Origin of the sequence: Arthrobacter sp. JUb119 (assembly GCF_024807995.1) — a bacterium.
In the GTDB taxonomy this organism is placed as follows: domain Bacteria; phylum Actinomycetota; class Actinomycetes; order Actinomycetales; family Micrococcaceae; genus Glutamicibacter.
Genome location: NZ_JANUFE010000001.1, coordinates 953,162 through 966,818 on the forward strand (window position 1 = coordinate 953,162; position 13,657 = coordinate 966,818).

Annotated in this window: 10 protein-coding genes, 2 tRNA genes and 1 other RNA gene; 6 read left to right on the top strand and 7 right to left on the bottom strand. The window is 61.9% G+C overall.

Annotated elements, in window-relative coordinates; genetic code table 11:
• Positions 1–20 precede the first annotated feature (20 nt).
• Both mptB (M2368_RS04550) and mptB (M2368_RS04555) read right to left on the bottom strand, forming a co-directional pair.
• Positions 21–1,496, bottom strand: coding sequence for a polyprenol phosphomannose-dependent alpha 1,6 mannosyltransferase MptB (gene mptB / locus M2368_RS04550; protein WP_498724058.1), 1,476 nt, complete (start codon positions 1,494–1,496; stop codon positions 21–23).
• Between the two features lie 5 nt (positions 1,497–1,501).
• On the bottom strand, positions 1,502–3,052 hold the full coding sequence (mptB, locus tag M2368_RS04555) for a polyprenol phosphomannose-dependent alpha 1,6 mannosyltransferase MptB (protein ID WP_498724059.1): 1,551 nt from the start codon (positions 3,050–3,052) through the stop codon (positions 1,502–1,504).
• Between the two features lie 184 nt (positions 3,053–3,236).
• On the opposite strand from mptB (M2368_RS04555), the gene orn reads away from it, so the two are divergent.
• The gene (orn, locus tag M2368_RS04560; RefSeq protein WP_498724060.1) at positions 3,237–3,848 is read left to right on the top strand and encodes an oligoribonuclease; all 612 of its coding nucleotides are present in this window, start codon (positions 3,237–3,239) and stop codon (positions 3,846–3,848) included.
• A 158-nt stretch (positions 3,849–4,006) separates the two neighbouring features.
• Positions 4,007–4,082, top strand: a tRNA-His gene (locus M2368_RS04565).
• Between the two features lie 97 nt (positions 4,083–4,179).
• Here M2368_RS04565 and M2368_RS04570 read toward each other — a convergent pair.
• A complete protein-coding gene (locus tag M2368_RS04570) occupies positions 4,180–4,758 on the bottom strand; it encodes a DapH/DapD/GlmU-related protein (protein WP_498724061.1) in 579 nt (192 codons plus the stop codon).
• 314 nt (positions 4,759–5,072) lie between these two features.
• Here M2368_RS04570 and M2368_RS04575 point away from each other — a divergent pair.
• From M2368_RS04575 to def, 3 genes are all read left to right on the top strand, one after another.
• Positions 5,073–5,148 (top strand) — tRNA-His (locus M2368_RS04575).
• A gap of 806 nt (positions 5,149–5,954) precedes the next feature.
• On the top strand, positions 5,955–7,103 hold the full coding sequence (locus M2368_RS04580; RefSeq protein ID WP_332595396.1) for an acyl-CoA dehydrogenase family protein: 1,149 nt from the start codon (positions 5,955–5,957) through the stop codon (positions 7,101–7,103).
• Positions 7,104–7,127: 24 nt separating this feature from the next.
• A complete protein-coding gene (gene def, locus M2368_RS04585; RefSeq protein WP_105657783.1) occupies positions 7,128–7,700 on the top strand; it encodes a peptide deformylase in 573 nt (190 codons plus the stop codon).
• 12 nt (positions 7,701–7,712) lie between these two features.
• On the opposite strand, the gene M2368_RS04590 is transcribed toward def, so the two are convergent.
• From M2368_RS04590 to M2368_RS04605, 4 genes are all read right to left on the bottom strand, one after another.
• Entirely contained in the window at positions 7,713–8,759 is a 1,047-nt protein-coding gene (locus tag M2368_RS04590) for a winged helix DNA-binding domain-containing protein (RefSeq protein WP_498724062.1), read from the bottom strand.
• Positions 8,760–9,081: 322 nt separating this feature from the next.
• Positions 9,082–10,539, bottom strand: coding sequence for a glyceraldehyde-3-phosphate dehydrogenase (locus M2368_RS04595; RefSeq protein WP_105657779.1), 1,458 nt, complete (start codon positions 10,537–10,539; stop codon positions 9,082–9,084).
• 219 nt (positions 10,540–10,758) lie between these two features.
• Positions 10,759–11,114: RNase P RNA component class A (rnpB, locus tag M2368_RS04600), an RNA gene on the bottom strand.
• 72 nt (positions 11,115–11,186) lie between these two features.
• A complete protein-coding gene (locus tag M2368_RS04605) occupies positions 11,187–12,629 on the bottom strand; it encodes a dihydrolipoyl dehydrogenase family protein (protein WP_498724063.1) in 1,443 nt (480 codons plus the stop codon).
• Between the two features lie 117 nt (positions 12,630–12,746).
• Here M2368_RS04605 and M2368_RS04610 point away from each other — a divergent pair, with 117 nt between their 5' ends.
• Positions 12,747–13,526: a YaaA family protein gene (locus M2368_RS04610; RefSeq protein ID WP_498724189.1), complete on the top strand. Its 780-nt coding sequence runs from the start codon at positions 12,747–12,749 to the stop codon at positions 13,524–13,526.
• The last annotated feature ends 131 nt before the right edge of the window (positions 13,527–13,657 follow it).

Below are 13,657 nucleotides of genomic sequence, written 5' to 3' on the forward strand. Positions count from 1 at the left end.
GCTGCAGAATGTGACCTTGGCTATGCTTTCGGCCCGCGCAGCACTTGCCTGGTTCTGGCATCGGCAGTGAAGAGGCCGATGAACAAGCCCGCTACGAGCACGCCAGCCAGGGTCTTCATCAGCCAGGCCGAGTGCCACTGCTCGATGGAGAGCTGGTCGACGAAAACCGCCACCAGGATCAGGCTGGATGCATAGATCATCAGCTTTTCCGATCCCCAGGACACCTTGTGCGAAATGGCGAACAGCGCCATCAGCCACAGGATGTACCACGGCTGGATAATCGGAGCCAGCAGCACCACCGCCGAGAGCGCCCACGCCGCTAGGCGCACCGGGCTGGAGGTGTCCTTGGCCAGCGCCAGGCGCGCCACAATGGCCAGCGCGATGACCTGGAAGACGCCCACCACGATGGCATTCACCAAGGAGATATCGGCGCCGAATATGCCAGCGAGATTGCTCAGGGACCAGCCGATCAGTCCCACGGGAGCGTACGGGAACGCCGCATCTCCCGCGGTGAACATGGCAAGCAGCCAGCCGAACCAGAGGTTGGTGACCGCACCGATCAAAAGCAGCCAGGTCAGGGAGAGTGCTGAGACCTTGGCCCAGATTTTCCACCTCTCGCGCATCGACGGGCTCCTGCCCAGCAGGACCAAGCCGATAAAAGGCAGCGCCAGCAGCACGATCGGCTTGACCGACACGGCTATGGCCAGCGCCATCGTGGCGGCCATGGGACGGCGGTCGTAGGCATAGGCGAAGGCGCTGAAGACACCTGCGATCATCAGCGCGTCGTTGTGGACGCCGCCGATCATGGTCAGCAGGAACAGCGGATTGCCCACGATGGCCCAGTTGGCCCAGTTGGCGCTCTGCCCCATTTTCTGCGCCAGCTTCGCAGTGAAGTGATAGCAGCCCCAGACACCGAGCACGGCAATGACGCGCAGCAGGCCCACGCCGATTTCGGGAATGCCGTTGGAGGCGAAGTAGATGATGCGGGCGAGCACGAGGAAGAACGGGCCATAGGGCGAGGGCGATTGCGCCCACAGGCTGTCGGATCCGCCATCGAACCAGCCCGGAAGGGCGGACACGCCTTCGGCATACGGGGATTTGCCGGCGTGCAGCATGCGGCCCTGGGCCAGGTAGGAGTAGACGTCGCGGCTCAGGATCGGGAAGCTGAGCATCAGCGGAGCAGACCACATGGCCAGCACGCGGGCCAGTTCCCGCCCGGTGATCTCGCCGGCAGCCTGGACCCATGGCCGGGCCAGGATCCAGGTTCGGGTCAACCAGACAATTCCCACGGCCATCAGCACGATGCAGCTGATGACACCTGGCACTTCGGTTCGGAATTCTATGAAGAAGCCGCTGCGTGCCAGCGGGGACAGCTGGTTGCGCGGGAACCAGCCGATCCCCCAGGAGGCGACGGTGATCATGGCCGAGGCGGCGAGCCCTTGCCATGATAGTGACCGCAGGCTTGCGCGCTGCGGTGCCAGCTTCGGCTCCTCCACTGCCACTAGGCTTTCTTGCTCTTCTTCAGCCAGTTGGACGAGCTGAGCAGATCAGCGCAGATGTTCTTGGTCTTCGGATCGAAGAAGACAAGGTACAAGGCGCAGGCGATGGAGATGCCCCAGGAAATCAATTGGACGCGTGGCACCAGGGAGTCCTGCAGGAACTGCCAGACGAAGATCTGGTCAGCGGCCTGGTAGGCCAGGAAGAAGATGGTGGTCAGGTGCAGCCAGAGCATCTGCCAGTCATCGCGCAGGCCGGTCGCGGCGAAGAACGGCAGCAGCCACAGGAGGTACCACGGCTGGATCACCGGGGAGAGCACGACAATCGCCGCGAAGGCGATGGCCATGCGCTGCACCAGGTGCGAGTGCTTTCCGCGGAAGATCAAGACAAAGGCGATGGCTACGCCGACCAGGCGGCCGAAGAGCTTGGCCGCGGGCAGGATCCACTCGGTGGACAGCCCGATGGCGGAGACCAGCCCGCTCAGCGCGATGACCGCAATGCCTACCGGGGAGAAGATGGAGTATCCGGTACCGGTGAAGAGCATGACCTTCAGCCAACCGAACCAGTAGCCATTGAGCCATCCAACCACGGTCATCAGGGCCAGGAAGATCATGCCGGTGTAGAACCAGTAGAGGATGCGGCGCGGCCAGGCAGCATTAGGCCCTGCCCAGAGCAGGCCGATAAACGGCAGCAGTACCAGGGTAATCGGTTTGACCCCCACCGAGGCCGCCAGCACCACGATGGCCCAGAAGCCGTAGCGCTTGCATGCCAGGTAGACAGCCCAGACCGACAGGCCGGTCATCAGGGCATCGTTGTGCGCACTGGCCACGAAGTTCACCAGGAACAGCGGGTTCGCCACGGTCATCCAGGCGGCTTTGGCCCCGGAGGCACCGTGCAGTTCGGCAAGCTTGGGCACGTAGCGCAGGCAGAGCAGCACGCCGATGAATGCAATGGCGCGGAAGGCCAGGACCGCCGCGTCGGTCGAAGGGCCGGTCAGCTTGACCACGAGGAATTCGATGCTCAGGTAGAGCGGGCCGTAGGGGGTGCCGTCCTGCGCCCACATGGTGTCGGCACCGAGCTGGAACCAGTTATTCAGCGAGGATATTCCGTCAACATAAGGATCCTGCCCGGCATCCACCAGCCGGCCTTGGCCGATGTAGGCGAACACGTCCCGGCTCATGATCGGCAACGTGACGAACATCGGGATGCTCCACAGCCAGACCGCACGGCGGACCACCTTCAGCGAACCCTCGCCCCAGCCCTTGAGCTTCTGGCCCAGGCGCCACCAGGAACGGAAGAGGACCCAGCAACCCAGGGCCAGCAGGATCACGCAGGTGATCACGCCGGCGGGTTCGGTGCGCAGCATGATGAAGAACGGGTCGCGGTTCAGCGGGGATACGCTGGCCAGCCACCCGGTACCGAAGGATCCGAAAAGGATCAGGGAGGAACCGATGACGCCGCTGAGAAGGGTCCTATTCACTCCAGCGTAGGGCGGGGAGCTCACTGCTGCTGGCTTGCTGGCTGACACACTGACACCTCGGGCTGTAACGGACATGAGTTCGAGAGTAATTAAGCCAGCGTCGCATGTGCCGCGCCCTTGCAAGCAGGCAATTCAACAGCCGGAAATCTCAGACGATTTTAGCATCGAGCACGCGTCCAGGCCGGTTGAAACACTGTCCTTCCGCCGTGCGACGAGGGTGCGCTCCCCCACAGCGCTGCTTGAAGTGTAGATTGGTTACGTGGCTAGTAACTCAGAAAAAATTGTATGGATCGATTGCGAAATGACCGGCTTGGATCTGGTTAACGACGCATTGATCGAAGTAGCAGTGCTCATTACCGACTCCGATCTGGAGATCGTCGACGAGGGCATCCAGGTAGTCATCAAGCCCGAGCCGGCAGCTCTGGCGCAGATGGATGATTTCGTTCGCAATATGCATGTGGTTAGCGGCCTGCTGCCCGAGCTGGAGAACGGCATTTCCATGGAGGAAGCCCAGCGCCTGGTGATCAACTACATCAAGAAGCACGTTCCGGAGCCGAACAAGGCGTTGCTGGGCGGCAACTCGGTGGGCACCGACAAGAACTTCTTGGCACGCGATATGCCCGAGGTCATTGAGCACCTGCACTACCGCATTATCGACGTGTCGACCTTGAAGGAGCTGAGCCGCCGCTGGTTCCCGAAGGCGCACTACGGCGCTCCAGCCAAGACCGGCAACCATCGCGCACTGGGCGACATCCAGGATTCGATCAACGAGCTTCGCTACTACCGCGACGCCATCATGGTGCCGGCGCCGGGACCAACCTCCGATGAGGCCAGGAAGATCGCCGCCGGGATCACCGAAAGCGCCGGCTAACCGCTAAACGAAGGCCCCGGCGCATTGGTGATGCACTGCACAGTGCCCCAGGGGCCTTCCGATTGGCATCAAGCGCGGAATTGTGTGTATAGTATTTCTCGTTGCCAGATACGGAATTGGTTCGCAAAAGCGTTCTGACTAGTAACGAAGCAAACATGGTGGGTATAGCTCAGTCGGTAGAGCGTCTGGTTGTGGTCCAGAAGGTCGCGGGTTCAAACCCCGTTACTCACCCCAGGGACAAAGACTCGATCCAGAACGAAAGTTCCGGATCGAGTCTTTTGCTTTACCCGCACGCCTGGCAACGCCGCCGCTCAGCTGACGAGCCGCAGAATTAGACCGTGCGCACCACCCTGGCTGGCGAGCCAACCACAACAGCGCCGGCAGGTACGTCTTTCGTTACGACCGCGGCGGCAGCGACAACTGCGTTCTCGCCGATCGTGACACCGGAAAGTATGGTCGCGTTCGCGCCAATCCAGACGTTGCGCCCAATGATCACTGGAGCCGGAATCATATCCGCCCGCCGAGCAGGTTCAAGATCGTGATTAAGTGTTGCCACAACGACGTTGTGCCCAATCAAGCACTCATCCCCGATACTGATGCCGCCTTGGTCCTGGAATTTGCAGCCAGCATTGATGAAGACGTTTTTCCCCAGTTCGATATTGCGGCCAAACTCCGAGTTGAACGGCGGGAATAGCACCACCGAGTCGTCAACGTTCGTTCCGGTCAGCTGCCGCAGCAAATCCCGCACTTGCCCTGGGCTGCGGTAGCCGTCGTTCAGCTCCGCGCAAATGCGCAGCGCGTCCTGGCTTGTGCTATGCATGAGCGCATGCAGCGGCGAACCGGCGGTAATTCTCTGGCCAGCATTCAAGGCTTCCAGAAGATCGTCAATGCCCAAGAATTCCCCCATCATCAATTCTTCACGGTGGCTCGAACTATATCGGCTTCGACCCTCGATGCCTAGCATCGTCGGGCCCTGCACCTGCAGCAAAGCATTTCCGCAGGTACTGCTGGCAAAGGCGTGATCACAGCACGGGATTCATCTCATAAGGCAGTTCAGCGGCGAGCAGTAGCCCCACGGCCATGAATAATGAGCATCCCGTCACAATCCCGGAGATGGCGCCATGCGAATTGGTATTTCCGGCCTGGATACGTGTATAGTATTTCTCGTTGCCCGGTACGAAATCATGAGCACTACAGCTTCTGACTAGTAACGAAGTAGACATGGTGGGTATAGCTCAGTCGGCAGAGCGTCTGGTTGTGGTCCAGAAGGTCGCGGGTTCAAACCCCGTTACTCACCCCAGATCGAAAGACCTGGTTCGGAATGAAAATTCCGAACCAGGTCTTTTCTCGTTTCCGACGCCTCGAAGCGCAATCGGCAAGGCACCGGGTCTCGTTGATTCCAGACCGAACACCTGGAATCCAGAGGCACACACCGCCAGTCCCCGCCAGCGAATCCGACACGGCGTTCAGCATCGCGCCGCTAGCTGCCAACCCGCATTCACCGCCGGCCATGGCCATCGCATGGAACCATCAGATGCCCAGGACCCTGCCGAAGCTGAAAAGATCGCTTCCATGGCACACGACGAGCGCCTCGACGCGATCGCACGCAACCCTGCCAGCAGTCACAACCGGGTCGATTCCACGTTGAGGAATGCGCACAACCTGCGGGACAGTCCAGTGCTGCATCATTGGCACTGCCCGCCCCTGCATAACGAGCCACTTGCCTCCCCTAGGCCCCTATTCGAAGTATCACTGTCTCCGGTGAAGCCAACGCCATCACGCACGGATGCCGATTGCAGATTCGTCGCCGACAGGACCGATTGAACAGGCAGTTCGAACCTACCGGCGAGCGCAGTGCTGCCCGGATGCGGTGTTAAGTCATATTTCGGTGGCTAGGAACACGGATTCGAAACTATGTTCGAATGCGTTGTGTTTTGGGGTCTACCCCCGTGTTTTTCGAGACTTTTTGCGTTATCTAGTGACTTGAATCGTTGTTTGCCCTGGCGAATAGGCACGAATTGGCCTGAGCAACCATAATGGATGATGTACTTCGGCAAGCCAGTGAGCTTTATGCCTTCGTTCCATCCACCGAAAGGTACTCCCCCTGTGAAACGCGCGCTCTTTGAAGAGGACCACGAGCAGTTCCGTGAACTGGCTACGGAATTCAACGCCCGGGAGATTTCCGGTAAATACGCTCAGTGGGAAAAGGATCATCAGATCCCCCGCGAGGTGTGGCAGTCTGCCGGTGAAAACGGCCTGCTGGGTCTTGCAGTGCCTGAGCAGTTCGGTGGCATGGGCATCGATGATTACCGCTTCCGTGTAGTGCTTGATGAGCAGCTCGTGCGTTCGGGGCATCTGTCCGTAGCCTTGGCCTTCCACCTGCACGACGACCTGGTGCTGCCGTACCTGCTCTCCTACGGCTCTGCCGAGCTCAAGGCCAAGTGGCTTCCACGCATGGTCGATGGCTCCACCATTACCTCCTGCGCGTTTACCGAGCCTGGCGCTGGGTCTGACCTGCGCGCGGTGCGCACCAAGGCGGTCCGCGATGGGGATGACTGGCTGATTAGCGGCCAGAAGACTTTCATCGGCAATGCTGCGTTTGGCGATGCCGCTCTGGTGCTTGCGCGCACCGATGGCGAGAGCGGACGTGCGGGCGAGCAGTCATTCTCGCTGTTCATGGTCGAGCGTTCCGAGGGGTACACCAACGGCAGCCCCTTCGACAAGATTGGGCTGCGGGCTTCTGATACCGCTGAGCTGTTCTTCGACGATGTCCGCGTCTCAGCTGCAGATCTTGTTGGCGAGGCTGGACAGGGCCTGGCCTATGTCAAGGCGCAGCTTCCCCAGGCCCGTCTGGCTATTGCCGTGGCTGCCTCGGCGATCTGCACCGCGTCCTTCGAGCAGGCGCTGGAGCATGCGAAGAACCGCTCTACCTTTGGCCAGGCGCTGACCGAGTACCAGAACACCCGTTTCGAACTGGCTAACCTGAAGACTGAGGCGCATGTCACCCAGAGCTTCGTGGACCGGGCCGTCCTGGCATTCAACGACGGCGAGCTGGATCCTTCCGAGGCTGCCGAGGTCAAGCTTTGGGCTAGTGAGAGCGCTAAAAAGCTTTCCGATCAGGCATTGCAGCTGCATGGCGGCTATGGCTACATCATGGAGTACCCGATTGCCCAGTCCTTCACTGCCTCCCGCTTGCTGACCATCTTTGGTGGCACAAGCGAGATCATGCGTGAAACTATTGGACGAGCACTCTAAGCACTTTTGAAAGGAACCGACCACGTGCCTATTCGGCAGATCACTGTTTACGGAGAACCTGTACTTCACAAGCGTGCGGTGGAGGTCACCGAGTTTGATGGCGCCTTGCGCGAGCTCGTTGCCGATATGCACCTCACCATGGATGAAGCGCATGGCGTGGGCCTGGCGGCTCCGCAGATCGGTTTGGGCCTGCGCATGTTCACCTACGTCTTCGCGGACCAGGACGATGCTCCCGAGCGGGGCGTAGTGATCAACCCCAAGCTGACGCTTTCAAAGGTGTCGCAGGCTCCTGCGGATGCTGATGACGACTCCGAGGGCTGCTTGTCCGTGCCCGGGCTGAACTACCCGCTGCAGCGTGCCGACTATGCGAAGGTGGAGGGTTTCGACGAGTTCGGCAATCCGATCTCTTTCGAAGCGCACGGCTGGTTCGCGCGCATCATGCAGCACGAGTACGACCACCTTGACGGCTACCTCTACGTGGACAAGTTGCAGCCACGCTGGGAGAAGAAGTGGAAGAAGGCCAAGAAGGCTCTGGGTTGGGGCGTGCCTGGCAACACCTGGTTGCCGGGTACCGATGAGGATCCATTCGGCCACTAGGCCTCCCGCCGCCTACCGGGCAGTCTTGAAGTCCAGATACCGCTGATGCAGCGCCGCACCGATTTTGCCGGTGGGCGCTGTTTCTGCGTTCCAGAGCTTCGAAGCCCTGCCTTGTTCTAGCCAGAAGGGCAGGAACATGCCGTTCTTGCCGGGCAGGATCTGCGCAGCCATCTGCTCGTCGGCTACCAGCGTGCGATTCGCGTAGCCCAGGTAGTACTCGTCAAAGGGACCGAGCAGGCGCAGTGGCAGCCCGGTGGGCTCCATCGCTTCAAGCTCCCGGTGGGCGCGGCTGCCGGCGATGACCCAGTAGCCCTCCCCGCGCTCATCGCTTCCTGCGCTGGACAGCAAGCCGCCGAGTGCTTCTGCGGCGGTTCTCATGGTGGTCAGCGTCTGTCCCGTGTACCAGGCTGCGTCGCGAAGGGTAGCTGGCCCATGCGAGTGCAGGTACCGGCGCAAGAGTTGCGCCAACGGATCTCCTGGTTCCCGGTGACTTGCAATCCATTCATCCACGAGCACGAAGTCCTGCGCGATGAGTTTCGCGTCTTGTGGAATGGGCCCCTGGCAGATCAACCCGTCCAGGACGAGGACCTGCAGGATAACCAGTCCTCGCTGCTGGCCGGTCTCCATTCCATTCTGGTTCAGTGCCTTGAAGAGCGCGGAGCGGCTGGCTTGCCCGTGCTCCTGCAGATGCGCGCTGATGATGCCAGCTGCCTGGTCAATGTCCTGGGTGCCGATCTGCAGTCCCCGCATCCGTGTGGCCGAGGAGCGCAAGGTGCGTTCAAGTGTTGCGCGAGTCATCCAGCGCGCATCTTCGGCCAAGCAGATATGCAGCGTGCCCCGCATGGTCCATGACCGCACGAGCCGGCCTTCGCTGAAGAGCGCATCGACTTGCTGGCGGGATTCTTGCGCTGCGGAGCGCTGAGCCAGCGCGTAGCGTCCTGCAGCGAAGTCCTGGGACTGGAACGCGAGCATGTGTTCTGCGGCCTGCAGTACGGATTCTGCCGGCTCCAGTAGCAGCTGGCTCGCCATGCGCGCCGCCAGCGTCCGGGTACTGTCCATTAACCAACCTCGATCCAATGCTTGATGGCCTAAAGCCTAGCAGTGCGGGGGTCCAGAGATGCCCGCGAAGCGGCGCACCTGCAGCCGCCGTTGACGCAGGGACGGCGCAGGCTCAAGCGGACCTCCACGCCCGGATGCGCGCAAAGGTCGAGACCTGCCTGGACTTTGCTGGAGAGGTGCTGGCCAGGTACTGGTTCTCGTTGGCCCCCTGGACCCGGAAGGTCCTTTGGAGGGCTTCGTGCCACCCGGATGGAATAGCAAAAGGGACCATCCCAGCGCGCAATGCGTTGGGATGGTCCCTTCAGCTGCAAGCAGCGAGGTCCTAGGCGGTGACGGCTTCAGCCTTCACTGCAGGCACTGCAGCCGGGTGGGTGCCGGCCATCGATTCGATGACGCGCACAACCTGGCAGGAGTAGCCGAACTCGTTGTCGTACCAAACGTAGACGACAGCGTTCTTGCCGGACACGATAGTGGCCAGGCCGTCAACGATGCCGGCGCGGCGCGAGCCGACGAAGTCGGTGGAGACAACCTCAGGCGAATCGATGTAGTCGATCTGCTTGTGCAGGCTGGAGGTCAGCGAGGTTTCACGCAGGTAGGCATTGAGCTCTTCCTTGGTGGTCCCGTTCTCCAGGTTCAAGTTCAAGATCGCCATGGAGACATCCGGGGTCGGTACACGGATCGCGTTGCCGGTCAGCTTGCCTTCGAACTCCGGCAGGGCCTTGGCCACTGCCTTGGCGGCACCGGTTTCGGTGATCACCATGTTCAGCGCTGCCGAACGGCCGCGGCGCTCGCCCTTGTGGAAGTTGTCGATCAGGTTCTGGTCGTTGGTGAACGAGTGAACGGTCTCGACGTGCCCGTGGGTGACACCGAACTTGTCGTTCAGGGCCTTGAGCACTGGGGTGATGGCATTGGTGGTGCACGAGGCAGCGGTGACGATCTTGTCTTCTGCGGTGATCCACGAATCGTTGATGCCGTGGACGATGTTCTTCAGATCGCCCTTGCCCGGTGCGGTCAGCAGCACGCGGGAAACGCCCTTGGCGGCCAGGTGCTGGGACAGTCCGGCCTCATCGCGCCAGCGGCCGGTGTTGTCCACCACGATGGCGTTGTCGATGCCGTGCTCGGTGTAGTCGACGGTGGTCGGATCATTCGAGTAGATGACCTTGATCAGGGTGCCGTTGGCGAGGATCGTGCTGTTTTCCTCGTCGACCGTGATCGAGCCTTCGAAGCGGCCGTGCACCGAGTCGCGGCGCAGCAGCGAAGCGCGCTTGACGATGTCGTCATCCGAGCCCTTGCGGACCACGATGGCGCGCAGGCGCAGGCCGTAGCCGCCACGCTCGATCAGGATGCGGGCCAGCAGGCGTCCGATGCGGCCGAAGCCGTAGAGGACAACGTCCTGGGGTTCAGCGTCGGTTGCGCCGGCCTGGCCAACCTTCTCGCCCAATTCATCGGCCAGGAAAGCGTTCAGATCAGCGGAACCGGATTCCTTGAACTTCTTGTTCACGCGGCCGAGGTCAACTGCTACCGAACCGACGTTCAGGGCCTCGATGGCATCCAGGATGGCCTTGGTGTCGTTCAGGTCGAGCTCTTCGCCATCGATGCGGCGCACTACGCGGTGGGCCTTGATGATGTCGATGGCGGACTGGTTGATCAGCTTGCGGCCGTAGACGGAGGTCACCACATTGTTCTTGCGGTACAGACGTCCGATCAGTGGGATCATGGCCTCGGCGAGCTCTTCGCGCCCGCTCCATTCTTGCTGGGCAACGACAGACTGCTGGGTCACAGAAAATCCTTCCAATTCAGCCGACTCGCAGATCCATAAAGTCGGTTGGCACCGTGGGAAGCACCATTGCTTTTGCGGTGGCACGAGGTAACAGGATCATCCTCGTAAGTACATGATCCATTCTAGACCGTGCGCAGAAAAACTGAGGATCGGGGACTGTGAATCATCTCACCAGCGCACTAAGGGCTGATGCCGGCGCAATCGCAGGAAGGAAGAGTGTGAATGGGATGGCCGATACGCCGGGTTTTGTCGCGCCGAAGCGGGACGGTCATCTATCTACGACTGCCGTTGCCGGCAGCCTCTAGCGGTCCACCCGACTGCATGGGGCGAACAGCCCTCATAACGCAGTCTGTCTGACCTTGCTCCGAGTGGGGTTTACCTAGCCACCCCAATCACTTGGGGTGCTGGTGGTCTCTTACACCACCGTTTCACCCTTACCAGGAAAACCTGGCGGTCTATTTTCTGTGGCACTAGCCTGCGGGTTACCCCGAGTGGGCGTTACCCACCACCCTGTTCTGCGGAGCCCGGACGTTCCTCGGGGCAATTGCTTGCCACGCGACCGTCTGGCCATCCCATTCACTACCAGTCTAATGCGTTGGGCGCGGCCTGCAGACCACTTCCGAACGCTGATTCGGTCACAGCCAGGTTCACCCGAACCGCAGCGCCTCAAGCAACCGCAACCAGATTTCGCTGATCGTCGGATAGGCGGGGACCGCATGCCACAGCCGGTCCAGGCTGACCTCGCCGACGATCGCAATGGTGGCCGCATGCAGCAGTTCCGCGGCATCCTGGCCAGCGAAAGTGGCGCCGACGATCACCGAACGCGCCTGGTCTATCACCAGCTTGGCCAGCCCGGAATACCCGTCGGCGTGCAGGCTCGCCCCGGCCACCGCACCCAGATCGTGCTCGATAACCGAAATCTGCAGACCGGCGTCGCGGGCCTGGCGTTCGGTGAGTCCGACCGCGGCGATCTGCGGATCGCTGAAGACCACGCGCGGCACCGCATGGTGGTCCGCCGTGGCCGCATGCCTGCCCCAGGGCGCATCGAGAACCCCGGTTCCATTGATCCTCGCGGCAATGGCCTCGCCCGCGGCCCTGGCCTGGTACTTGCCCTGGTGGGTCAGCGGACTGCGCCCGCTGGCATCTCCCACGGCGTAGAGCCAGTCGGCGCCCGCCACGAGCATCGTGTCATCGACCTGCAACCGCCGGGACGGGTCCACCCCGAGTGCTTCGAGTCCCAGGTTCCCGATGTCCGGCCGCCGCCCGGTGGAGACGAGCACTTCCTCGGCTTCCACGAGGGATCCTCCGGGCAGCTGGAGGCCGGCTATCCCGTGCTCATCGCGGTGGACCTGCAACGGAGTGGTGTCCTGGTGCACCACTACCCCGGCCTCGGCCAGCGACTGGGCCACCAGCTCGCCGGCGAACGGCTCTTCGCGGCCCAGCAGCGACCCGCGGGCAAGGATGGTGACCTTGGATCCGAGGGAGGCGAAGGCGAATGCCAGCTCCACCCCGGCAACTCCGCCACCGATGATGGCCAGCCTTGGCGGGATCGCCTTGGCCGCAGTGGCCTCCCGGGTGCCCCACGGCCTGGCTTCAGCCAATCCCTCGATCCCAGGCAGAACTGGAGTGGATCCGGTGGCCAGGACTACGGCCCGGGCCGAGTACTCGCGATCCGCCACCTGCACCAGGCCGCGCCCGGAAAGCCGCGCCCGGCCGCGGATCAACTCGATGCCCGCCGAGCGCAGCCACCGTTCCTGCCCGGCATCATCCCAGTTGCTGGTGAAGGCGTCCCTCCGCGCGAGCACCGCCTCGGGATCCATCGCACCAGTCACCGCTTCGCGGGCCCCGGGAACCCGGCGTGCCGCGCGCAGCGCATCGCCGCTGCGCAACAGGGCCTTGGAAGGCATGCATGCCCAATACGAGCATTCCCCGCCCACCAGCTCGGATTCGACGATGGCCGCCTTCAGGCCCTGCCGGGTGGCATAGTCGGCGGCGTTCTCCCCGGCCGGCCCGGCGCCGATCACGATCACATCGAAGTCGCAGTGCTGCCCGGAGGCAGTTTGGCTAGCTCTTGAGTTCTGCTGGGGCATGCTCTGTCCTTGCTCTGCGTGAAGCGCTGCTGGGTAGTGGGTTCAGCCTAGCCAGATCTGCTCTGCGGGTACATGCCCTGGGCAGAAGATCAGGTGAACTCCGATAAGCTGGAACGCGTGCTTATTCTGTTGCCGCCTTCCGAAGGCAAGACCGCCCACGCCGAAGGTTCTCCGTTCGAAATCGAGGACCTGTCTTTTCCGGAGCTTTCCGGGGAACGCCGCCTGGTGCTTGACGCCCTTGCTGAAGTCTCAGCACGCGAAGATGCCATGGACCTGCTGGGAGTCGGAGCCTCGCTGGCCGAGGAAGTAGCGCGGAATATCAATCTGCACACCGAGCCCGCAGCCAAGGCGCACGATATCTACTCGGGCGTGCTCTTCGAGGCCCTGGACTACGCAAGCCTGGATGAAGCAGCGCAGCGGCGCGCCGATGAATCCATCATCGTGGTCTCCGCCCTGTGGGGTGCCGTGCGTTTCGGCGATCGCATTCCGCCCTACCGCTTATCCATGTCGGTCAAGCTCGAGCCGCTGGGCAAGCTGGCCACCTGGTGGAAGAAACGCCTGGCTCCGGTGCTGGATGCGGTGGCCGGCGACCAGCTGATCGTTGACGCGCGATCGAGCACCTATGCGGCCGCCTACAAGCCGGCCAATGGCAACACCGTTGCGGTCAACGTCTTCCAGATGCGCAATGGGATCCCGAAGGTGGTCTCGCACTTTGCCAAGCACACCCGCGGAGAGGTCGCCGGTTTCCTGGTCCAGCAACCGGTCGCACCGGAACACCCTGGAGAATTGCTCGAACTGGTCCAGACCAAGTGGGAAGCGTCCCTCGTCCAAGACAAGAAGGGCTTGGCGCTGAACATCCTGCTGCCGGAAGACCACCAGTTCACCACCGCCAAATAGCCCAATCAGGATTTGCAGTCCACTACCCCTCCGGCGTTGCCACGCGAAGAATCCTGACTGCAACCGCCGGCCTCGCAGCACCCCGGGCTTCGTTATTCCATGCAGACCCCTTCCAAATGTGATGCAGTTCA

Excerpts from the sequence above, each read along its gene's own strand:
- mptB (WP_498724059.1), bottom strand. The coding sequence starts at position 3,052 with ATGTCCGTTACAGCCCGAGGTGTCAGTGTGTCAGCCAGCAAGCCAGCA.
- M2368_RS04605 (WP_498724063.1), bottom strand. The coding sequence starts at position 12,629 with ATGCCCCAGCAGAACTCAAGAGCTAGCCAAACTGCCTCCGGGCAGCAC.
- M2368_RS04570 (WP_498724061.1), bottom strand. The coding sequence starts at position 4,758 with ATGATGGGGGAATTCTTGGGCATTGACGATCTTCTGGAAGCCTTGAAT.
- M2368_RS04590 (WP_498724062.1), bottom strand. The coding sequence starts at position 8,759 with ATGGACAGTACCCGGACGCTGGCGGCGCGCATGGCGAGCCAGCTGCTA.